General features: G+C 68.4%; 21 protein-coding genes. 7 read left to right on the top strand and 14 right to left on the bottom strand.

Annotated elements, in window-relative coordinates; genetic code table 11:
* Positions 1-18 precede the first annotated feature (18 nt).
* Positions 19-1,350, top strand: coding sequence for a UDP-glucose dehydrogenase family protein (locus D472_RS0105595; protein ID WP_017603520.1), 1,332 nt, complete (start codon positions 19-21; stop codon positions 1,348-1,350).
* A 128-nt stretch (positions 1,351-1,478) separates the two neighbouring features.
* Complete coding sequence (locus D472_RS0105590; protein WP_017603519.1) at positions 1,479-2,195, top strand: TNT domain-containing protein; 717 nt, start codon at positions 1,479-1,481, stop codon at positions 2,193-2,195.
* On the opposite strand, the gene D472_RS0105585 is transcribed toward D472_RS0105590, so the two are convergent.
* Positions 2,192-3,739: an MFS transporter gene (locus tag D472_RS0105585; RefSeq protein WP_017603518.1), complete on the bottom strand. Its 1,548-nt coding sequence runs from the start codon at positions 3,737-3,739 to the stop codon at positions 2,192-2,194. The genes D472_RS0105590 and D472_RS0105585 overlap by 4 nt on opposite strands.
* A gap of 69 nt (positions 3,740-3,808) precedes the next feature.
* Here D472_RS0105585 and D472_RS0105580 point away from each other — a divergent pair, with 69 nt between their 5' ends.
* Positions 3,809-4,381 carry a TetR/AcrR family transcriptional regulator gene (locus D472_RS0105580; RefSeq protein ID WP_017603517.1) on the top strand — a complete coding sequence of 191 codons (573 nt, stop codon included), beginning with the start codon at positions 3,809-3,811 and terminating at the stop codon, positions 4,379-4,381.
* Between the two features lie 59 nt (positions 4,382-4,440).
* Here D472_RS0105580 and purE read toward each other — a convergent pair whose 3' ends face one another.
* On the bottom strand, positions 4,441-4,974 hold the full coding sequence (gene purE / locus D472_RS0105575) for a 5-(carboxyamino)imidazole ribonucleotide mutase (RefSeq protein ID WP_017603516.1): 534 nt from the start codon (positions 4,972-4,974) through the stop codon (positions 4,441-4,443).
* Positions 4,971-6,128, bottom strand: a complete 1,158-nt coding sequence (locus tag D472_RS0105570) for a 5-(carboxyamino)imidazole ribonucleotide synthase (RefSeq protein WP_017603515.1) — start codon at positions 6,126-6,128, stop codon at positions 4,971-4,973. Before D472_RS0105570 ends, purE begins: the two co-directional genes overlap by 4 nt.
* Positions 6,129-6,318: 190 nt before the next feature.
* On the opposite strand from D472_RS0105570, the gene D472_RS0105565 reads away from it, so the two are divergent.
* The gene (locus D472_RS0105565; RefSeq protein WP_026117415.1) at positions 6,319-6,807 is read left to right on the top strand and encodes a GtrA family protein; all 489 of its coding nucleotides are present in this window, start codon (positions 6,319-6,321) and stop codon (positions 6,805-6,807) included.
* On the opposite strand, the gene D472_RS0105560 is transcribed toward D472_RS0105565, so the two are convergent.
* Positions 6,804-7,808, bottom strand: coding sequence for a CPBP family intramembrane glutamic endopeptidase (locus D472_RS0105560; protein ID WP_017603513.1), 1,005 nt, complete (start codon positions 7,806-7,808; stop codon positions 6,804-6,806). The genes D472_RS0105565 and D472_RS0105560 overlap by 4 nt on opposite strands.
* Before the next feature lie 399 nt (positions 7,809-8,207).
* Between D472_RS0105560 and D472_RS0105555 the strand changes: the two genes are divergently transcribed.
* Complete coding sequence (locus D472_RS0105555; RefSeq protein WP_017603512.1) at positions 8,208-9,347, top strand: Mrp/NBP35 family ATP-binding protein; 1,140 nt, start codon at positions 8,208-8,210, stop codon at positions 9,345-9,347.
* A gap of 212 nt (positions 9,348-9,559) precedes the next feature.
* Here D472_RS0105555 and D472_RS0105550 read toward each other — a convergent pair whose 3' ends face one another.
* The 4 genes from D472_RS0105550 to sigE form a co-directional block, all read right to left on the bottom strand.
* A complete protein-coding gene (locus D472_RS0105550) occupies positions 9,560-10,630 on the bottom strand; it encodes a S1C family serine protease (protein WP_017603511.1) in 1,071 nt (356 codons plus the stop codon).
* Between the two features lie 605 nt (positions 10,631-11,235).
* Positions 11,236-12,258 (bottom strand): transcriptional regulator, encoded by a 1,023-nt coding sequence (locus tag D472_RS0105545; RefSeq protein ID WP_051045953.1) that lies wholly within the window; start codon positions 12,256-12,258, stop codon positions 11,236-11,238.
* Positions 12,259-12,305: 47 nt separating this feature from the next.
* Positions 12,306-13,079 carry an anti-sigma factor family protein gene (locus tag D472_RS0105540; RefSeq protein ID WP_033303219.1) on the bottom strand — a complete coding sequence of 258 codons (774 nt, stop codon included), beginning with the start codon at positions 13,077-13,079 and terminating at the stop codon, positions 12,306-12,308.
* A 2-nt stretch (positions 13,080-13,081) separates the two neighbouring features.
* A complete protein-coding gene (sigE, locus tag D472_RS0105535) occupies positions 13,082-13,696 on the bottom strand; it encodes an RNA polymerase sigma factor SigE (protein ID WP_083903390.1) in 615 nt (204 codons plus the stop codon).
* 318 nt (positions 13,697-14,014) lie between these two features.
* On the opposite strand from sigE, the gene D472_RS0105530 reads away from it, so the two are divergent.
* Positions 14,015-14,605, top strand: coding sequence for an O-methyltransferase (locus tag D472_RS0105530; RefSeq protein ID WP_026117414.1), 591 nt, complete (start codon positions 14,015-14,017; stop codon positions 14,603-14,605).
* Between the two features lie 68 nt (positions 14,606-14,673).
* Here D472_RS0105530 and D472_RS0105525 read toward each other — a convergent pair whose 3' ends face one another.
* The 4 genes from D472_RS0105525 to D472_RS0105510 all read right to left on the bottom strand — a co-directional run bounded on the left by D472_RS0105525 (position 14,674) and on the right by D472_RS0105510 (position 18,062).
* Positions 14,674-16,164 (bottom strand): leucyl aminopeptidase, encoded by a 1,491-nt coding sequence (locus tag D472_RS0105525; protein WP_017603506.1) that lies wholly within the window; start codon positions 16,162-16,164, stop codon positions 14,674-14,676.
* 97 nt (positions 16,165-16,261) lie between these two features.
* Positions 16,262-16,429, bottom strand: a complete 168-nt coding sequence (locus D472_RS27425) for a DUF3117 domain-containing protein (protein ID WP_014909697.1) — start codon at positions 16,427-16,429, stop codon at positions 16,262-16,264.
* 305 nt (positions 16,430-16,734) lie between these two features.
* Positions 16,735-17,316: a hypothetical protein gene (locus D472_RS0105515; RefSeq protein ID WP_017603505.1), complete on the bottom strand. Its 582-nt coding sequence runs from the start codon at positions 17,314-17,316 to the stop codon at positions 16,735-16,737.
* A gap of 194 nt (positions 17,317-17,510) precedes the next feature.
* Positions 17,511-18,062 (bottom strand): hypothetical protein, encoded by a 552-nt coding sequence (locus D472_RS0105510; protein ID WP_017603504.1) that lies wholly within the window; start codon positions 18,060-18,062, stop codon positions 17,511-17,513.
* Positions 18,063-18,229: 167 nt separating this feature from the next.
* On the opposite strand from D472_RS0105510, the gene D472_RS0105505 reads away from it, so the two are divergent.
* Positions 18,230-18,628, top strand: a complete 399-nt coding sequence (locus D472_RS0105505; protein ID WP_017603503.1) for a hypothetical protein — start codon at positions 18,230-18,232, stop codon at positions 18,626-18,628.
* A 172-nt stretch (positions 18,629-18,800) separates the two neighbouring features.
* Here D472_RS0105505 and D472_RS0105500 read toward each other — a convergent pair whose 3' ends face one another.
* Both D472_RS0105500 and dapE read right to left on the bottom strand, forming a co-directional pair.
* On the bottom strand, positions 18,801-19,577 hold the full coding sequence (locus tag D472_RS0105500; RefSeq protein WP_239642919.1) for an LOG family protein: 777 nt from the start codon (positions 19,575-19,577) through the stop codon (positions 18,801-18,803).
* 113 nt (positions 19,578-19,690) lie between these two features.
* The gene (gene dapE, locus D472_RS0105495) at positions 19,691-20,755 is read right to left on the bottom strand and encodes a succinyl-diaminopimelate desuccinylase (RefSeq protein WP_017603501.1); all 1,065 of its coding nucleotides are present in this window, start codon (positions 20,753-20,755) and stop codon (positions 19,691-19,693) included.
* Positions 20,756-20,781 lie beyond the last annotated feature (26 nt).

Here is a 20,781-nt window from a genome sequence, read left to right as displayed (position 1 = left end):
AGCAAGGAAGGAACACCAGTGGTCGAAGCGGAACGTATGCGGGTCTCCGTCATCGGAACCGGCTACCTTGGCGCCACCACGGCCGCCTGTCTCGCCGAAATGGGTTTCGAGGTCTTGGGACTCGACGTCGATGAAGCCAAGATCGACCTGCTCCGCTCAGGCCGGGTCCCCTTCTACGAGCCCGGCCTCGACGAACTCCTGGTATCGAATCTGCGGGCCGGACGCCTGCGCTTCACCACGGATTTCGCCGAAGTCGCCGAGTTCGCGGACCTGCACCTGATCTGCGTGGGCACTCCCCAGCGCGATGAGTCCGGCGCCGCCGACCTGAGTTACGTCAACTCGGCGGTGGAGGGCCTCGCCCCACACCTGACCCGACCGACCGTGGTCGTGGGGCGTTCCACCGTCCCGGTGGGCACCGCCGCCACTCTGGCCGCCCGTTTGGCGGCGCTCGCCCCCGTGGGGAAGGAGGCCGAACTCGGTTGGAGCCCGGAGTTCCTCCGCGAGGGCTTCGGGGTGGAGGACACACTGCACCCCGACCGCATCGTGATCGGCACCGACTCCTCCCGAGTGGAGAAGGCCGTTCGGGCCCTATGGCAGCAGCAGGTCGACGCGGGCACCCCGTTCCTGGTCACCGACATGCAGACCGCCGAGCTGGTCAAGGTCTCGGCCAACGCGTTCCTGGCCACGAAGATCTCCTTCATCAACGCGATGGCGGAGGTGTCCGAGGTCGCGGGCGCCGACGTCATACAGCTCGCCGAGGCACTGTCCTACGACGACCGGATCGGTGGCAAGTTCCTCGGTCCCGGTCTGGGCTTCGGTGGTGGCTGCCTACCCAAGGACATCCGCGCGTTCATGGCCCGGGCCGACGAGCTCGGCGTGGAGCCGGCCCTGTCGTTCCTGCGCGAGGTGGACGCGATCAACCAGCGCCGTCGGGCTCGCACCATCGACATCGCCCGCCAGCTGATCGGTGGCAATTTCGCCGGACGCACGGTGGCGGTACTGGGCGCGGCGTTCAAACCCAACTCCGACGACATCCGTGACTCGCCGGCCCTGGACGTGGCTTCGACCATCGCCTCCCTGGGCGCGCGCGTCACGGTGTACGACCCGCAGGCGCTGGAGCGTGCCCGCCAGGAGCACCCGGAACTGAACTACGCCGATTCCATGTTGGGCGCCACCCGGGACGCGGACGTGGTCCTGCTGCTCACCGAGTGGGCGGAGTTCCGCGAGGCCAACCCCGACGAGATGGGCGAGGTCGTGGCCCAGAAGCGGATCGTGGACGGCCGCAACGCACTGGACCCGACGTACTGGCGTGCTTCGGGTTGGACCTACCGGGCCTTGGGGCGCCAGTAGGCACCTGAATTCGACCCAACGGCCGTCCCACTCGGGACGGCCGTTCGTGTGTCCAGACCCCCGACGTGGTTCACTACTATTCGCGTTCTTTCAATGACGCGTAGTAGTGAACAGTCGAACGGAGTCCGATGTCCCTCTTTCACGTGGTGGCCGCCACGAGCCTGACCCTGGTGTTCGGCGTCTGGCCCGCCCTGGCCGACGAATCCCTTCCCACGCCACCGCCGGCGCCGACCGGCGAGTGCCCCGTACTGGAACCACCGCCCAGCGAGGAAGAGCTGGAACGGTACCTGTGCGGCGACCCGAGGCTGGGACCGGCCGAACTCCCCACCGACGGACCCGTCGGCGAACTGGTGGAGGGCTACGACCGTTTCGGGGGCCTCTCCCCGGTCGAGTTCCTGGATCGGTGGGCCACCGACGAGGGCTGGGACTACCCCGAACACGACGGTTTCGTGGTCGAGGACGGACGCCCGTTGAAAGAACTCCAGGAACTACCCGAAGGATGGATGCTGGACCGCTTCGGCTCCCCTTGGGGCACCTTCCTCGCCCCGGCGGGTGCACCGTTCGCTGAGCGCGCCCTACCGCCGGACTCCTTGAACACCTGGCCGGACGGGGCCGAGCACAACTACAACTGCTACGAGGTGGTCCTACCCATCAAGGCGTGGGTGGGACCGATCGCGCCGCACTTCGAACAGCCCGGCGGCGGAGAACAGCTCCTGGTCCCGGCCGAAGAGGTCCCCGAGGCCGAGGGCGATGGCTACGTACCGGTCAACGACCTCTTGGAATGGGACTACCTGGACCAGCGCCCCGCCGAGGAGTGCGTCCTCCCCGACGAGTACGCGGTCTAGGAACCGACCCGGGCGGAGTCGGGTTCCGGTTCGTGGTGCTCGGGCGCCTCGACACCCGCCGGAATCCGACGTAGGGCCACCAGAACGGCGACGGCCAACGCCGCCAGCGCCCCGGCGGCGCCCAGGGCGGCGATGTTGAGACCGTCGGTGTAGGCGTCGAAGGCCGCTTCCAGCAAGGCGTTCCCTTCGGCCTTCGGCAGGTGGGGCGCCATGGCGACCGCGCCGGCCACGGTCTCTCCCGCCGGCCCCTCGACTCCGCCCATCGCCGAACGGTAGATGCCCGTCGCCACCGTTCCCAGGGTCGCGATGCTCAGGGCGGCACCGAACTCGGCGCTGGTCTCCGACACCCCGGCGGCGGCGCCGGCGCGTTCGGGCGGGGCGGTGGCCAGAACCAGGGTGTTGGCCAGGGTCCCCACCACACCGGCGCCCATGCCGATCAGCCCGTAGGCCCCGATGAACAGCGGCAGCGGTGTGTCCGGGTCCACCAGGGAGACCATGGCGAACCCGAGGGCTCCCACGGCCAACCCGGTCGCCATGAGCGGAGCGGGGCGCACCCGCGGGGCGAGCAGGCTGCCCAGAACAGCTCCCAAGGCGGTGGTGGCGAAGGTGGGCAGCGTCCACAGCGCCGCGTGCAGCGGACTGAGCCCGTGCACGCTCTGTAGGAACGTGAACGTGAGCAGCCCCATCCCGGCCGCGGCGAAGGACACGGCCGCGTTGCCGCCGACCGCCGCACTGAAGGCCGGCCGGGCGAACAGCGTCACGTCGATGAGCGGGTGCGCCACGCGACGCTGCCGCACCACGAACAGGACACCGAAGGCCGCACCGAGCACCAGGGCCACCCCGCCCTGGACCTCGACGCCGTGTTCGACCAAGCGCTTGGCCGCGTAGACCAGACCCAGCACCGCGACCAGGGACAGTCCCGCGCCGGGCAGGTCGAACCGGGCACCCTGGGGATCACGCGTCTCCGGCACCAGGAGGGGCCCGGCCACCAGGAGCAGGGCCATGAGCGGCAGGTTGATGAGGAACACCGATCCCCAGGCGAAGAACTCCAGCAGCACTCCGCCGAAGACGGGCCCGGCGACGGCTCCACCGGTGAAGGCGATCGTCCAGGCGCCCACGGCGGTGGCCCGCTGCCCGGGATCGGTGAACATGCTCCGGATCAGGGAGAGCGTGGAGGGGGCCAGGGTGGCCCCGGCCAGGCCGAGCAGGGCACGTCCGGCGATGAAGAGCTCGCTGCCCGGTGCGAAGGCGAGCAGGGCGGAGGCGAGACCGAAGAGCAGCGCTCCGGCGAGGAGCAGCCTTCGACGCCCGACCCGGTCACCGAGCGAACCCATGCTGACCAGGAGACCGGCCAGGACGAAGCCGTAGACGTCCATCATCCACAGCCACTGGGTGGCCGTGGGCCGGAGGTCCTGGGCGATGGCGGGCGCGGCGACGAAGAGCACCGACAGGTCCATGGCGACCAGCAGCGCGGGGACGAGCAGGACGACCAGTGCGGCCCAGGTTCGGGCGGTGGCGCGTGGTGGTGTGCGTGTCGCTTCCATGCCTTTGATCGTACGTACGTCAAAATCAGCCGTCAATATGTACGTACGTCAAAATGTTAGGGTGGACGCATGAGCCAACGTGAGGACCTGCTGGCCGGCGCCAAGAAATGCCTGACCGAAAAGGGTTACAGCAAGACCACGGCCCGCGACATCGCCGCCGCGTCAGGCGCCCACCTGGCCTCCATCGGCTACCACTTCGGGTCCAAGGACAACCTGATGAACACCGCCCTGATCGAGGCCAGCAGCGAATGGGGCGACGCATTCGAAGAGGCCATCCGCGACGCCGGACCCAGCACCGCGGAGAACCGGACCCGTCTGCTGCTCACCTCCCTGTTCAGCACCCTTCCCGACCACCGAGACCTGATGGTGGCGAGCCTCCAGGCCTTCGCCCACTCCCAGTTCGACGAGGGCCTGCGTACCACTCTGGCCGAGGGGATCCTCGGGGGCCGTAGGGAACTCGCCGCCCTGATCCTCGGCGTCACCTCCGAGGAGGTCGACCACGACACCGTCGCGGGACTGGGATCGATGGTCTACAACCTCGTCACCGGCTACGTGCTCCAGTACCTGGTGGACCCCACCTCACTGCCCACCGTCGAGCAGGCCTTGGACGGAATCCGGGCCCTACTGCCCCAGGTGGACTGATCCCGGGCACACCGCGGCCCCGGTGCCCTCGTGGAACACCGGGGCCGAAGAAGCACCCGCTACATGCTGAAACCCATGGGCCTGCCACCCTCGGCGACCTCACGCCGCAACTTCTCGCCCTTGGCGTGCGCCTGCGACTTCAACTCCTCCTGGAAGTGGGCCATTCGCTCGGCCAGCTCCGGATCGTGCGCGGCCAGCTGGCGCACCGCCAACAGGCCCGCGTTGCGCGCCGCGCCCACCGCCACCGTCGCCACCGGCACCCCGGCGGGCATCTGCACGATGGACAACAGCGAGTCCATCCCGTCCAGGTACTTCAGCGGCACGGGCACACCGATCACCGGCAGCGTGGTCACCGAGGCCAGCATGCCCGGCAGGTGGGCGGCGCCGCCCGCCCCGGCGATGATCGCCTTCAATCCTCGACCGGCCGCTTCCGTGCCGTAGGAGATCATCTCGTGCGGCATACGGTGCGCCGAGACCACGTCCGCCTCGAACGGCACGTCGAATTCGCGCAGGGCCTCGGCCGCCTCGCGCATCACCGGCCAGTCCGAGTCCGACCCCATCACGATGCCCACCACGGGCCTGTTCTCGGTCACAGCTGGTCTCCTCGCAGGTAGCTTGCGGCGTCACGGGCGCGCTCCAGCAGGTCCCGGTAGTCGTCGCCCATCACGGTGACGTGCCCGATCTTGCGGCCCGGACGCACACCCTTGCCATAGAAGTGCATCTTCACCTCGGGGTCCTTGGCCATGACGTGCAGATAGCGGCCGTAGACGTCGGGGTCCGCACCGCCCAGCAGGTTGGCCATGACGGTGTAGGGGGCGTTGGTGCGCGGCGAACCCAACGGCAGGTCGAGCACGGCCCGCAGATGCTGCTCGAATTGGGAGGTGCGGGCACCTTCGATGCTCCAGTGCCCCGAGTTGTGCGGACGCATGGCCAGTTCGTTGACGATCACCCCGTCCACGGTCTCGAACAACTCCACCGCGAGCACACCGGTGACCTCCAGCGCGTGCGCGATCTCGATGGCCAACCGCTGGGCTCGGGTGGCCTTCGCCTCGCTCAAGCCCGGAGCGGGGGCGATGACCTCGTGGCAGACACCATCGCGTTGCACGGTCTCCACGACCGGGTAGACCGCCACCTGACCGTGCGGGGAACGGGCCACCTGCACGGCGAGTTCACGAACGAAGTCGACCTTCTCTTCGACCAGCAGTGGTACGTCCTCGGCGGCCGCGCGTTCCACGACCTCGCGCACCTGCTCGGAATCGGCCACGACCCACACGCCTTTGCCGTCGTAGCCGCCGCGCGCCGCCTTGAGCACGACCGGCCATCCGGCCCCTTCCGCGAACGCGGTGGCGTGCTCCAGGGCGGTCACCGCCCGCCAGCGGGGCGAGGGGGCTCCCAGTTCGGCCATACGGGTGCGCATACGCAGCTTGTCCTGGGCGAAACGCAGGGCGTCACGGCTCGGGCGCAGCAGTCCGCCGGACTCCTCCACCGCCCGAAGGACCGGCTCGGGCACGTGTTCGTGGTCGAAGGTGACGACGTCGTGCGCCTTGGCGAACGCCAAGACGTCGTCGGCACCACGATCGTCACCGATGGTGACGTCACCGCAGACCAGGGCCGCGCTGTCGGTGGGGCTCGCGGCCAGGACCGAGAATTCCACCCCCAAGCCGATACCGGCCTGGTGCGTCATCCGGGAGAGTTGGCCTCCGCCCACCATTCCCACCCGGGGGATGATGCGGTTACGCTCGCTCACAGTTCCTCAACTCAATGCTCGTCAACCGCGGATGCGGGGCGGTCCCGACCATGCCGGAACCTGGCCGTTCGGCTCGGAACCCGCGGCCGGGGTCTTCCTCATGGCCCCCGACCAGAGTCTAGGGCGTACGGGTACTCCGCCCGAGTCCCGCTCCCCGCCCCGCGAGCCCACAGGACTGGAGGCCCAGCTCGTGCGCGAGTTCCTCGACCGACACCCACGCATCGCCCGGTTCACCGGTGAGGTGGGCAGGTTCGGCTCGGTGGGCGCCATCGCCTACGTGATCCAGTTGGCCATCACCAACCTGATCTGGGGTACCACCGACCTGCCTTTGATCGTCGGTCAGGTGGCCGGGACCTCCTGTGCGATCGCGGTGGCCTTCATCGGCAACCGGTTCTGGACCTTCGCCGATCGCGCCCGCACCGGCTACGGCAGAGAGACCTTCCTGTTCTTGGTGATGAACGGTGTGGGCATGCTCATCCAGGTGGGTTGTCTGGGTTTCGCCGTGTACGTGTTGGGCCTACAAGGCCCGTTGGCGAGCAACGTCGCGGGCAATGTCGTGGGAGTGGGGCTGGGCACGCTGTTCCGCTTCTTCGCCTACCGGACCTGGGTCTTCCCCGCCCTCCCCGAAACCGAGGGCCGCTTCGATGCCCCGGAGGTTTCGGCGAGGGACACCGCCTAGGCACGGACGGCGCTGCGGCCGCGCACTCCGAGACGGGAGGCACAGAGCAGTACCAGGAGCGAGTACAGACCCACCTGGGCGAAGGTGACGGCCAGGGTCAACGGGGTGTCGGCACCCATCGGAAGTCCGGCCCCGATGACCACTCCGGTCCCCACCTCCGACAACCGGCCTTCCAGGGCGCACCGAGTGAACTGGAACAGACCGTTGACCACGTGCAGACCGATGGCGGCCTCCAGACCACCGGTACGCACGGTCAGCCAGGACATCGCCAACCCGAACAACACCAGGGAGGCCGTGGTCCACACATGGCCAGGGTGGGTCGCGGCGTACAACGCGCCGAACAGGGTTCCGCCCGCCAGGATCGCCGGCCACGGGGAACGCAGTACCCGAGAGAAGGCGCTCCGCCCATCACGTGCACCCAGTGAACCCACGAGCTGCATCACCAACCCGCGCATGGTGAGTTCCTCGGCCGCCGACTGCAAGGGCACCAACAGGATGATCACCGTCATGGCGGCGAGCAGGACCTGAGCACCGCCACCGGCGGGGGTGGCCTCCACGGCGGCGGCCTCGGAAGCGGTTCCAGGGAGCATCGGCACCAGCAGGGCGCACACCATCGCCAAGGCCAAGGCCACCAGTAGGCAGACCCCCAACCAGCGCCGACGCAGGTACCCCGCCACCGAGATCAGCGAGCCGACACTGCGCCACTGCACCACACGGACCACGAAGAGCACCAGCGGTATGAGCAGGGCCATCGACGCCAACCCGAAGGCCAGCCCCGCGATCTCCCCGACCCGGACGGACTCCGGGGCCAGGCCACCACCTCCGTAGATGGCGACGATGGTCATCACGACCATGACGCCGGCCCACAGGAAGAACAGCAGGACTCCGAAGACCAGGACCAGCAGCGGCGGCACCCACCACCGGAACAGTGGAGTACGGGCCAACCTGTGATAGGGCTCACCATCGGGGATCGGCGCACTGGCGAATCCACTCGTGCGCACCGGACGCGGCGGTGGCCAAGCCCACACCGAAGGGTCCGGAGTCAGCGCCGGATGCCCACCCGGCGGAGTCTGTCGCGCACCCCCGGGCGGCCACGCCCAGGTCTGCTCCCGAGACTCGTCGAAGCCATCAAAAGCCCGTCCTTCCGGCCCTTCGGGCGCAGCGGGCCAGGACGAACCATGCGGTGGCGGCACATTTCCCATCGTGCGCGAGACTACTATCCGGGCATGTATCGGCCGCGTTAAGACCGCGCCGTTATCACCTGGTCACCGTGCGCATCCGGTCACGTCCACGAACATCGCGTGGCTGGAATAGCCGGACGCCGCTCCACCGTTGAAGATGAAGGACCTGGGAGCGACACCACAGGCCGTTCATCCCATCCCTGACCTACGATTGAGCATATGTCCTCCACAGCAACCACCGAGCAGGTACACGAAGCCCTGGCCACGGTGCAAGACCCGGAGATCCACCGCCCCATCACCGACCTCGGGATGGTCAAGAGCGTCGACATCGCCGACGACGGTGCCGTGCACGTCGGCATCTACCTCACGGTGGCCGGCTGCCCGATGAAGGGTCGCATCGAAAAGGACGTGAGTGAAGCGGTGACCAAGGTCGCCGGCGTCACCTCCGTCAAGGTCGAACTCGACGTGATGAGCGACGAGCAGCGCAAGGAACTCCAGACCAAGCTGCGCGGCGGCCAGGCGGAGAAGGAGATCCCCTTCGCCAAGCCGAGTTCGCTCACCAAGGTCTACGCCGTCGCCTCCGGCAAGGGCGGTGTCGGCAAGTCTTCCGTGACCGTCAACCTCGCCGCGGCCCTCGCCGCCCAAGGTCACAAGGTGGGTGTCGTCGACGCCGACATCTACGGCCACTCCGTACCGCGCATGCTGGGTGCGTCGGACTTCCCGACCAAGGTCGAGGACATGATCCTTCCGCCCACCGCGCACGACATCAAGGTCATCTCGGTCGGCATGTTCACCCAGGGCAACCAGCCGGTGGTCTGGCGTGGTCCCATGCTGCACCGTGCCCTGCAACAATTCCTCTCCGATGTCTTCTGGGGCGACCTGGACGTCTTGCTGATGGACCTGCCTCCGGGCACCGGCGACATCGCCATCTCCGTCGCGCAAATGCTGCCCGGCGCAGAACTGTTGGTGGTCACCACGCCGCAGCAGGCCGCCGCGGAGGTCGCCGAGCGCGCCGGCGCCATCACGGCGCAGACGCACCAGCGCATCGCCGGTGTCATCGAGAACATGTCGTACTACCAGCCGAGCCCGGACGTCGAACCGGTGTACCTGTTCGGTCAGGGTGGTGGCCGGCAGGTCGCCGACACGCTCACCAAGACCCTGGGCGCCGAGATCCCGCTGCTCGGCCAGGTACCACTGGACACGCGCCTGCGCGAGGGCGGCGACGAGGGGCAGCCTTTGGTCCTGAGCACCCCTGAGGCCGAGGCCAGCAAGGTGATCACCTCGATCGCCGAGAAGCTGGTCGCCAAGCCCCGTGGGCTCGCCGGGATGCAGTTGGGCATCTCCCCGGCCGGCCGCTAGCGTTCGATGCGCCTGAGAGTCAGGGACGCGGGTCATAGCGAACACGGTGTCCTCACCCACGCCTACCGCTCTCCCTTGGCCTGAGGGCGTCCGAATGGTCGACCCCGTGGTTCGCCAAGGTCGGTCGAAAGACCACGCGCGGGCCCCGAGTCGAGCGACTCGGGGCCCGCTTTCTCGCTTCAGGACGGCCACGGCCCTCTTTGGGACGAGGATCAGTCGTCGGGGCCCAGGGTGACGGTCACCGAGGTCCGTTCGCCGTCACGCTCGTAGTCGACCTCGACCTCGTCTCCCGGACTCTTGTCACGCACCATCGCCTGCAGTTCGCCGTGGGAGTTCACCCGACGGCCGTCGAAGGACACGATCACGTCTCCCGGCCGCAGGCCCGCCTCGTCGGCCGCTCCTCCCGCCTCGATGGCGTCCTCGCCCTCCCCGATCACCGCGCCCACGACCGTGCTCTCCTGGTCGTAGAGGTTGATCCCCAGGTCGGCGTAGGCCGCCGTCGATTCCTCACCGTGGTCGACCATACGACCGATGACGGTCTCCGCCTCGGTGGAGGGGATCGCGAATCCCAGACCGATGCTGCCCACCGGTTGGTCCCCGAAGGGCCCGCCACCCATGCTGTAGATCATCGAATTCACTCCGATGACCCGGCCCCGCATGTCGACGAGCGGACCACCCGAGTTGCCCGGGTTGATCGCCGCGTCCGTCTGGATCGCGAAGAACTGGGTGTCTCCGCCGTCCGGGCTCACCGGACGCTCCAATGCGCTGATGATGCCCTGGGTGACCGTACCGGTGAGCCCCAGGGGTGCACCGATCGCGATGACCTCGTCCCCTACGATGGCCTCATCGGAGTCACCGAACTCCAACGGATCCACTTCGCTGGGTTCCTCCAGTTCCAAGACGGCCAGGTCGGAACTGGGATCGGAACCCACCACCTCGGCACCGCTGCTACTGCCGTCGCTGTACTCGATGATGATGCCGTCATCCTCCAACTCAGCGGAGACGTGGTCGTTGGTGACCACGTAGTCACCTTCGATGATGAAACCCGAACCACCACCGCCGATCCGTGGGTCGGCGCTGCGTAGCGAAACCACGCTGGGGCTGACCCTCTGGGCCACGCCCGCCACCGTGTCCGGTGCGCGTTCGGGGGCCTCGGGCGGAGGTTCGTTGATGCCGGGCCCTTGCTGTTCGGGCTGTTCCTCTCCACCCCCGCCACCGGCGGCGGGGAACATCCCTCCGACCAGCCCACCGACACCACCCGCGATGAGGGCGACCACGAGCATTCCGGTCAACGCCGACCACGTGGGGACGCCGCGTTTCACCTTCGGGGCCACCTGGGGCTGCGCCTGTTGCGGGCTGGGCGGTACGGCGAAGTGTCCGGGACCACCGGCCGGGGCCTGGCCTTGGGGGTTCGGCTGGGCCTGTCGCCCCGGGCCGCTCTGGTAGGGGCCGGGGGCCTGTGCCTGGTGCCGGCCCGGACTCTGGAAGGCTCCTGCGGAATCGGTGTGGTCTGGGGGGGTCGTGGGGCCTTGGGGGTGGGGGTTCATGTTCTCTCCAGCAACGGGGGGCCGGCCCTGGGCACCCTGGCTCATGGGCCGCGGTGGCGTCCCCGTGAGGGGTTCTCCACCTGGTGGCCGAGGCGGGGCGTTCCGCGCGTCAGCGGGTCCCCGGTCCTGACCGGCAGGTCCCGGACCCGATACCTGGTTCCGGCCCGGAACCGGGTTCTGGGGCTCCGGCGTTCCCGGCCCAGGTGCTCCGCCATTCGGCCGGAGCGGGTTCGGCCCCCCTCCCTCAGCGGGTTCCGAACGGTCGTTCTCCTGACTCAAGACCTGCTCCGTATATCGCTTGGCTTTCGGCTGGGCACACGCTCCACCGATCTACCGGAGCCCTAGGTGGGCCCCAGTCGAGACAGACCTCGCTGGACCCGTGCCCAGAACTCGGAGTCACCCTCCGGCCCCGGCAACGCCGTCACCGCGGAGGAGGCCAGGTCGGCGGGGGCGTCGGCCAGCACCGTGTAGACGAAACCGTCCGCCTGCCACATGCTCTGGTACTGCCCCACATCTCCACCGAAGATCGTCTCGTGCCCTGTTGTGACGCCTTCTCCCCCCATGCCGGTTCCGGTGTATCCGTTCCGATCTGTGGAGAGATATTCCTCTCCAAGCTTGCCACGCTGACTGAAGACCGAGATCTGAGAGAGGCCATCGGAGTAGACCGAGTGCACGACCGGCCGACCTTCGTAGCTCTTCGACCTGCTGTCCACCAGACGCAGGTTCCACGTGAGGTGTTCAGGAAGCACCCACCCTTGGGCGCGCAATCGCTCGCGTTCGGGGTGGTCGATCGCGTCCCCCCAAGGCTCGCCGCCCAAGGCCTCCTCAGGCCAGTCCTCGTCCACCAGGCGTAGACCGGTGAGGTGACTACTGAAGGCCGTCTCACCCGCCTCGTCGTAGATCGCCCGGCCCAGAAGCAGGTCCGTCTCGCCATCCACCCAGAACCGTCCGGCCACGGTGGTGTTCGCCCGCCTGGCCTCGACCACCCGGGCCGAACGTCCGTCGAGTTCGTCCTCGCCGGCGTCCACCACACGGTAGGTGTCCTCCAGCATCGCCAGGAGACGCTCGTCCAGGGTCTCCAGGGCGGAGGAGGCCGGTACGACGAAGGCCTGTTCCTCGTCTCCCAGGGGGGCCATGGCCAGGCCCTCGCCCGGTCGGTTGACCACCCGCAGGTCCAGCCCACCCGGCGGCGTTCCCTCCGGCCCATGGAGTTCACGAACCGCGGTGTAGGCCACGTCGCCCTCGGCCACGGCGGCGCCCCGCAGGGTCGCCATTCCGTCATCCTCTCCCTCGGCCGGGATCGCGAAGGCCTCGGGATGCGCACCCGCGGTCAGTAGCAGGACGCACAGCACCGCGATGGGCATGACGGTGGCCAACACGGAACCGGGACCGGAGGGGGCGTCCGCCCTCCTCACCGCGCCGATTCGCCCGGGTCCGAGGGATGCCCCTCCATGACCGGGGGAGCGGGTGCGTTCACGGGCCACACCGGGGCCGGCCACCCTTCACCGTCGCCCACGGGCACCTGTCGACTGGTGACCGCGTGCTCGACCGCGTAGTCGGACAGGTGGGGCTCGACCACCGGGGCGGTCTCACCCGGCTCACCACCCGCGACGAACGCACTCCCCAACAGGGCCGTCGCCATGGCCAGGCCCGCGACAGCGTAGCGCCCGCCGAAGAACCGCCGCACGCCATCCTCGTGGACGAAGACACCGACGCGCGTGGAATCACCCCTTCGGCTCCGGGGTTCGGCCTCTGAGCGTTCGTGGCTCGGTCCGCTCCTCGCAGACTTCTCGGTGTCCGCGGTCGCCTCGGGGTGCCCATCCGGTTCGGAGCCGCCCGACATGATCGGTCCGCCTCCCGTGAAGCCACCGAGGGGACGGGACGAACCCAACGGAGGGCTGGACCCGAAAGGAGTGCCACCAGGGGAGTCACCGGCGCCGAACCCTCCACCACCCGACGAACCCCAGGGACCACCCGAGCCGGGGCGGGCCAGGAGACGACCCATGAAGTCCATATCGGGTTCGGGTTCACCGAGGCCGGTGAGACGGCGCTTGAGTCGACGCATCATGTCGGCCTCGAAACGGCACGACTCGCACTTGGCCAGGTGGATGAGCGCCCGCTCGTGTTCGGCTGCGCCCAATTCCCCATCGATGAGCGCGGAAAGGCGCTCCCCGAGGTGCTCCATCCTCACTCCGCCTCCTTGCTCACGTTCGCTCTGTCGCCCGACCGGTCCGACTGTGCGGCGAGAGAGCGCCGGTGCTCCAGAGCACGGCGCAGCTGGGCGCGGCCCCGGTGGATACGACTGCGAACCGTGCCGAGCTTGACGTCGAGTGTCGCGGCGATCTCCTCGTAGGAGAGGCCCTCGATGTCGCACAGGACGACGGGGGCACGGAACTCGGCGGGGAGGGCGTCCAGCGCGCTTTGGACGTCGGCGTCGAAGTGTCGATCGTCGTAACGCTGGGCCGGTGAGGGTTCACGGCCCTCCAGGCGATCGTCGGCGTTGTCCGCCAGGCCCTCGAAACGGATCCGTGCCTTGCGCCGGGCCATGTCCAAGAAGAGGTTGGTGGTGATGCGATGGAGCCACCCCTCGAAGGTGCCGGGGGTGTAGTTGGCCAGGGAGCGGAACACCCGGATGAAGACCTCCTGGGTGAGGTCCTCCGCGTCGTGCTTGTTGCCGGTGAGCCGGTACGCCAGGCGATACACCCGCGGTGAATGGACGCGGACGACCTCTTCCCAGCTCGGAGGTTCCCATTCCTCGAACTCCACGGCAGGGCCGGTCTCTGGCACCGCTGCTCCCTTCATTCCGCTGATCCACCGAACGAAGGTCGGTCGGAGGGAGTTTGCTTCGTGGCGATCAACGTACGTTCATCCCGATTCAACGTCAGGAGAAGCCCATTAAGTTCCCGTCGCCACACTCGGAGTTCGGACCGGTTCAGGCTAGTCTTTTGACCAGGGAGACTACCTGGCCGCTATCCCCATCCTACGGTGGGTGACGATCCCCCGGTCAGAACGCACGCCCCATTGGTGAAACTGGGCATGGAGGCCGTCATCAGCGCTGAAGAGAGCGTCGCACAGACCACGTGGGTTCGAACCGAGCAGGCTCGGTTCGAGGAGAACGCCATGGGTGACGGCCCCCTCGCGGAGGCCTACGACACGGGGGTCCGCTCGGCCGCACCACCGGTGGACGCCGCGACCGGGGCCGCTCTGCGCTTTCTGACCGCGGCCATCGGAGCACGCTCGGTGGTGGAGATCGGCACGGGTTGTGGGACGTCGGGGATCTGGCTGCTGCGGGGAATGGTCCCGGACGGGATCTTGACCACGGTGGACGTCAACGCCGCCTATCAGGACTACGCGCGCACCGCCTTCGCTCGGGCGGGCTTCGGGGCCGGACGAGCACGGCTGATCCGCGGCTCGGCCCTAGAGGTTCTGCCCCGGCTCACGGACGGCGGCTACGACATGGTGTCGGTCGACGCCGACCAGGCCTCCTATCCCACCTACCTGGAGGAGGCTCTGCGTCTTCTGCGTCCCGGCGGGGTGGTGACGTTCAACAACGTCATGGTCAGCTCGGGCGAACCGGACGGACCACTACGGGTCCCCGGTCCAGCGGAGGTCGCGGTGCGCGAGGTGATGCGCCGAATGCGCGAGGACGAGCAGTTCATCCCACTGCTGGTCCCGGTGGGCGAGGGACTACTGGCCGCGATCCGACCGTAGGGGTCCACGAAGAAAGCGGTGGGGCCCGAAGCGCTTCAGCGCACCGGACCCCACCGGAAGACGTGAGGCTACCTCTGAGCGAGCCAGCGCAACAGGGTTCGGGTGGCGAAAGCCGTGCCGCCCTTGCTGAGCAGACCGCTCTCCTTCATGGAACGGCCCGGGCCGGCGATGTCCAGATGGGCCCAAGGCAGACCGCCGGTGAACTCACGTAGGAAGAGCGCTGCGTCGGTGGCGCCGGCCGGACCGAACTCGCCACCACGGGTACCGATGTTGGCCAGATCGGCCACCCGGGACTCGGTGGTGGGAAGGTATTCCTCGGTGAGCGGCATCCGCCACAGTGGTTCTCCCGAGGCCTCACCGGCGCTCAGCAACTCGGCGGCGACCTCGTCATCGGTGCTGTACAGAGCGCCCATGCCGGTGCCCAGGGCGACCTTGGCCGCACCGGTCAGGGTGGCCACGTCCACGATCAGGTCCGGTCCGAGTTCGGAGGAGGCGTAGCCCATGGCGTCGGCTAGGACCAAACGTCCCTCGGCATCGGAGTTGAGCACCTCCACGGTCTTTCCCGTGTAGGTGGTGAGGACGTCACCGATGCGGGTGGAGTCCCCGGAGAAGGCGTTCTCCGCCAGTGCCAGCAGGCCGGTGACCTTCACCCTAGAATCCACGGAGGACAGGGCGGAGAGCACCGCCAAGACGATCGCCGAACCGCTCATGTCGGTCTTCATCAGCGACATGTTGTCGTTGGGCTTGAGGGAGAGGCCACCGGTGTCGAAGGTGATGCCCTTACCGACCAGCACCACGTGCCCGGTGGGGTTCTGCGGGGTGTAGGACAACTGAACCAGTCGGGGCGGGCTGACCGATCCTTGGCCCACCGCCAAGATCGCGCCGAAGCCCTCGCTTCGCAGCTCCTGCTCTTCCCAGACCCGCAGGGCGAGCCCACCCTCATCGGCCACCTCGCGAGCGCGGGCGACCATCCATTCGGGGTTCTTGGTCTGGGAGGGCGTGTTGATCAGGTCTCTGGCCAGCGCGGTGGCTCGGGCCAGGCGAGTGCCCAAGGCGAGGGCGTCGGTCAGGGAATCGGTGTCGCCGACCAGGTCGATCCGCTCGGGCGCGAGCTTGCCCACGGGGATCTTCGAGGATTTCAGGGTGAACGTGTAGGAGGCGAGCAGGGCGCCCTCGGCGAAGGCCGTGGCGGCCTCGGGGTCGCCACCAGGCCAGGCCAGGGCGACACGTTCGTTGCCCCGGGCGGCCCGGGCGAGGGCGGCGCCGGCCTTCCGAAGGTCGGCGGGGGTTCCCGAACCGACTCCGAGAAGGGCCAGGCGGACCAGGCCCCCGTCCCGGGTCACCGGGAACTGGGAAAGCTCACCGGACTTGCCGGTGAGCGAATAATGAGCGAACAGATCCATGAGCGTCGCGGGAAGGACCGCCGTCAGTCCGCTTTCGGCGACCCCCTCGACCGCTTCGGGTCCTTCCTCACCCGTGAGGACGGGGAGGACCAGCAGGTCCGCGGTGGATTCGGCGAGGGTCCCCGGCAGGGGGTGGATCTCCGTGGCGAATGGCACAGGCCGCTCACAATCGTTCGCTACTGGTGGGAGGTGTGGAACCTCGGGGGTCGTCAGGGCGTTCCGGCCCGGATGGGGGACGAGTGGAGTGTCGGAACTAGCCGACGACGCCCTGGAGCGCGTCCCGGAGTTCGGTCGCCTCATCGGGCGTCAACTCGACGACCAGGCGGCCTCCGCCCTCGAGCGGGACCCGCATGATGATGCCGCGACCCTCCTTGGTGACCTCCATCGGCCCGTCACTGGTCCTCGGCTTCATCGCCGCCATACCATTCCCCTTTCTAAGTGTTCCTCGCGGCCGGGCCGGCCCACAGCACCGCGTCGATCCACGTGTGTCTCGACTACGCAGCCATAGGTCGGTTCCGGGTGATTCGCGCCCATGTGACTTAAGGGACGCGAATCACTCTTCGCCCATTATCTCGGAGGTTGACCCCTGTGTGCGCCGGGCGACAGTCGGGCCACCGCCATGAGCACCCGATAACGAGGAAGCCTTAGTCAGTAAGGTTATATCCATCCTGGCCGAAACCCGATCGGCCGCCCGGCCCCCGATCGACGCCCCCGCTCATCCGCGGCTCAGCGGAGGGTACCGGTGGACACCATCCGGGTCCCCTCGCGGGTGACCGAGGACCACTCGGCGTTGAGTCCCTGCCCCGTGGTAGGCCACAGGGTCAACTCGGCCTCGTCCACGCACCGTTCGTCGGGATCGGAGATCTCGTTGTAGGTGTACACCAACCGGTCACCGTCCCGTGCCGCCAGCTCCAGTGTCCCCGAGCAGGAGAACGTGGTCCAGGCGGTACTACCGCGTTCGGCGCCCTCGTCGATGCGCACCTGGGCGTCCCACTCGGCGACCGGCTCACCATCGGTGTCCACCTGACTCATCCGACCGGACCAGGAGCCGACGAACTCGTCCGGCTCGGAGGTCGCGGTGATCGGATCCGGTTCGGAGGCTTCCAGGTAGGCCCAGGCGGCGGCCGCGCCGCCACCCAACACCAGGACCACGACGCTCACGACGGCCACTCTGGTGAGCTGACGTCGACGTTTACCGGTGTGCCGGGTCGAACGAGGCGGTGGCCACAGGGACATCTGACGCACCGGGGTGGTGGACTCCCCGTTCCCGTCGTCCGCGCCCACCTTGAGTTCGGCTGCTGTGTCCATCCTCGCCATCCTCACCGACGATCCACCCGCTACTCCGGCAGAGCGGGGGGTACGCATGTACAGCGAACGAGAATAGAGCAACCTAAGACCGCGTATCCGACCATGCAGGACGGATTCGGTGTGATGCACGACATATAGGCTTCAGGGGCACACCCGAACGTGTCCCGGTAGGTGATCGACCGCCACGGACCGGTTCAGGCTCGTTCCTCGCGCTCATCACCACCGGCGGTCTCTTCGCCCCCAGGCGCGTACTCGGCCGGGTCCACCGCCGTATCCGAGGCGGTGCCGATACCGGCCCGCGCCGTGTCCTCGGTGAAAGCCCCGGCACCATCCTTCGATGGCTGCGACGTACCCGCGGAGCGGCCCCGTTCCCCCTCTTCCATCGGCGCGTCACCGGGCAGGTAGGAGTCGGGCCGGGGGCCGGTGCCCCGCGGCACGAAGGAGGGATCGAGGTGGGCCAGGCGCCATTCCAAGTCCTCGATCCGCTCCTCACGCTCGCGCAGGGTCGAGGTCAGCCGTAGCAACAGGGCGTCGACCGCGCGCACGTGATATCCCCACAGCGACAACGGAAGCAGCAATCCGCCCAGGTCGCGAGGGTCGACCGGACGCCCCTCCGGAAGACCCAACGGGGGGAAGTCGGCCTCGAAGCGGGCGAGTCGTCCACCCTTGCCGAGCACGACGTAGACCACGCCCACGAGCACGGCGAGCGCGGCGGCGGCGACCAGGATCATGATGAAGTAGGGCACGGTACCGATCGTGCCACACCCTTCCTCAGCGGTGTTCCGGTGCCGGACCGCTGCGCCGGTGCGATGGTCCGGCGTGTTCGCTCAGGAACGTCCACGCACCCCGACTCCGCACGCGAACAGACCAGAACCCCTGCCCCGGGAACGATGGGGCGTGGGAGACTCAGCTGGTGCCGAACGAGTCTTTCCGAATCCTGACCCCCGCTTCCGTCGAGGACGCCGAAGGGATCGACGATCCCGTCATGGCCTCGGTCATCGACGCCGGACACCGGCCACCGGCCGCACGGGTCGAGGAACTGGTCGAGACGGGGCGCCCGATCCTGGTCCGCTGCGCCCCGCAGGGCCAGGGCCCTCGGGAGCCGGCCGGCCCGTCTCCCACCCCCGCCACGCTCGCCGGGACGGTGCCCGTGGACGCCGCGGAGGAAGTGGCCCTGGCCACCGTCTACGCCTGGGCCGGAGCCCGGGTGATCGTCACCGACCACCCCGAGCGGGTTCGGCGGGCGTTGGAGATGGTCGCCTCCATCCGAGGTGAGCGCCCACCCACCGCGGTACGTCGCGGACTGGTCTGAGGAGCCGAACCCATCGGCGCGCTAGGCGGGTCACCCGTTCGCGCGTCATCGGGCCGGGTTCGTCTCGACACCGTGCCCAAGGAGTCGAATCGCGAGCACCCGAAAGAATCCCCTCGTAGGCGCCGGTCGAGGGCGGGAGCGGGCTGACGGGCGGGGGAGCCCGGGCCCGAGGTCAGCTGGAGGGGCCGGGCTCGCTCCGCTCGAACTGGTTCTCCAAGTGCACGTGTGCCCTTTGGATGGTGGAGACCACCGCGTCGGGGTCGTCGGTCACGTAGAGCAGATCCATGTCCTGCTCGGAGATGAGGTTGTGCTTGAGCAGGCTGGCCTCGATCCAGTCGCGCATACCGCCCCAGAACTCGGTACCCACCAGCACCACGGGGAAGCGGGTCACCTTCTTGGTCTGCACCAGGGTGATGGCCTCGAACAGCTCGTCCAGGGTGCCGAACCCACCGGGCAGCACCACGAAGGCCTGGGCGTACTTCACGAACATCAACTTGCGGACGAAGAAGTACCGGAAGGTGACGCCCACGTCGACGTACTCGTTGAGGCTCTGTTCGAAGGGCAACTCGATACCGAGCCCCACGGACAATCCACCCGCCTGCTTGGCGCCCTTGTTCGCGGCCTCCATCATCCCGGGGCCGCCACCGGTGATGGTGGCGTAGCCCGCCTCCGCGAGCTTGGCCCCCATCCGGACACCCAATTCGTAGTACTCGGTGCCCGGCTTGATCCGAGCCGACCCGAAGACGCTCACCGCGGAGGGTAGTTCGGCCAGCAGCCCGAACCCCTCCACGAACTCCGACTGGATGCGCAGGACCCTCCAGGGGTCGGTGTGCACCCAGTCAGAAGGGCCCCTCCGGTCGAGGAGGCGCTGGTCGGTGGTGGTGTCGGGGATGGCGCGCCCGCGGTAGGTGAGCGGTCCGGCACGCCTCATCTTCTCTTCTTCCGTCATGCACGTAAAGTTATCCGCCCTGGAACCACTCACACCTGAACCCGGTGTGACCTGTGCGTGGCCAATGGTGGCCGCCTGCGGGGACACACCGCAGGCGATGGGGCGAGCACGCTTCAGCGGCGACCGGTCAACCAGGCGACCATGCGTTCCTCGGCCTCTCGAATCCGCGAGATCTTCGCGTACTCGTCACGGGTGTGCGCCAGCATCGGGTCGCCGGGTCCGTAGTTGACCGCCGGGACGCCCAGCTCGGAGAAGCGGGAGACGTCCGTCCAACCGAACTTCGCCCGGGCCCGCCCCTCCCCCACAGCGGCGACGAAGGCCGCGGCCGAGGGATCGTCCAGGCCCGGGCGGGCCGGGGCGGCGGAGTCGGTCACGGTCAGCTCGAAACCGGCGAACACCTCACGTAGGTGCGCTTCGGCGTCGGCCGGGGACAGGTCCGGTGCGTAGCGGTAGTTGACCCTGATCACGCATTCGTCGGGGATGACGTTGCCGGCCACGCCTCCCTCGACGAAGACCGCGTTGAGTCCTTCGTGGAAGGTCAGGCCCTCCACCTCGGGTCGCCGAGGCGTGTAGGCGCGTAGGACGTCCAGAACCTCTCCGGCCTTGTGGATGGCGTTCTCCCCCATCCAGGAACGCGCGCTGTGGGCACGCTTGCCGCTGGTCCTCACGTCCACTCGCATGGTGCCCTGGCATCCGCCCTCGATGACTCCGTCGGTGGGCTCCATGAGGATGGCGAAGTCGCCCGCGAGCGACTCGGGGTGGTTACGACTCAACCGCAGCAGGCCGTTGCGGGAGGCGTCGACCTCCTCGTTGTCGTAGAAGACGTAGGTGACGTCGTGGATCGGCTCGACGACCAGGGCGGCCAGTTTGAGCTGAACGGCCACGCCCGCCTTCATGTCCGAGGTACCGCAGCCGTAGAGACGATCCCCGTCCACGTACGAGGGCACGTTGTCGACGATCGGCACGGTGTCGAGGTGTCCGGCGATCACCACCCGGCGCTCACGTCCGAGGTCGGTTCGGGCCACGACCGCGTCACCATCGCGGGCGACCGTGAGATGGGGCAGTGCCGCCAAAGCGCTCTCGACCGCGTCTGCGAGGGCCTTCTCATCGCCACTCTCGGAACGTGTGTCCACGAGGGCGGCGGTCAACTCCGCCACGTCCGTGGTCAGGTCCAGCATGGTCTCGCCCCGTTTCGATTCAGGCA

Source organism: Nocardiopsis alkaliphila YIM 80379 (assembly GCF_000341005.1).
Lineage (GTDB): Bacteria > Actinomycetota > Actinomycetes > Streptosporangiales > Streptosporangiaceae > Nocardiopsis > Nocardiopsis alkaliphila.
The sequence above is the reverse complement of the archived record's forward strand: the minus strand, read 5'-3'. Positions and strand labels throughout refer to the sequence as shown.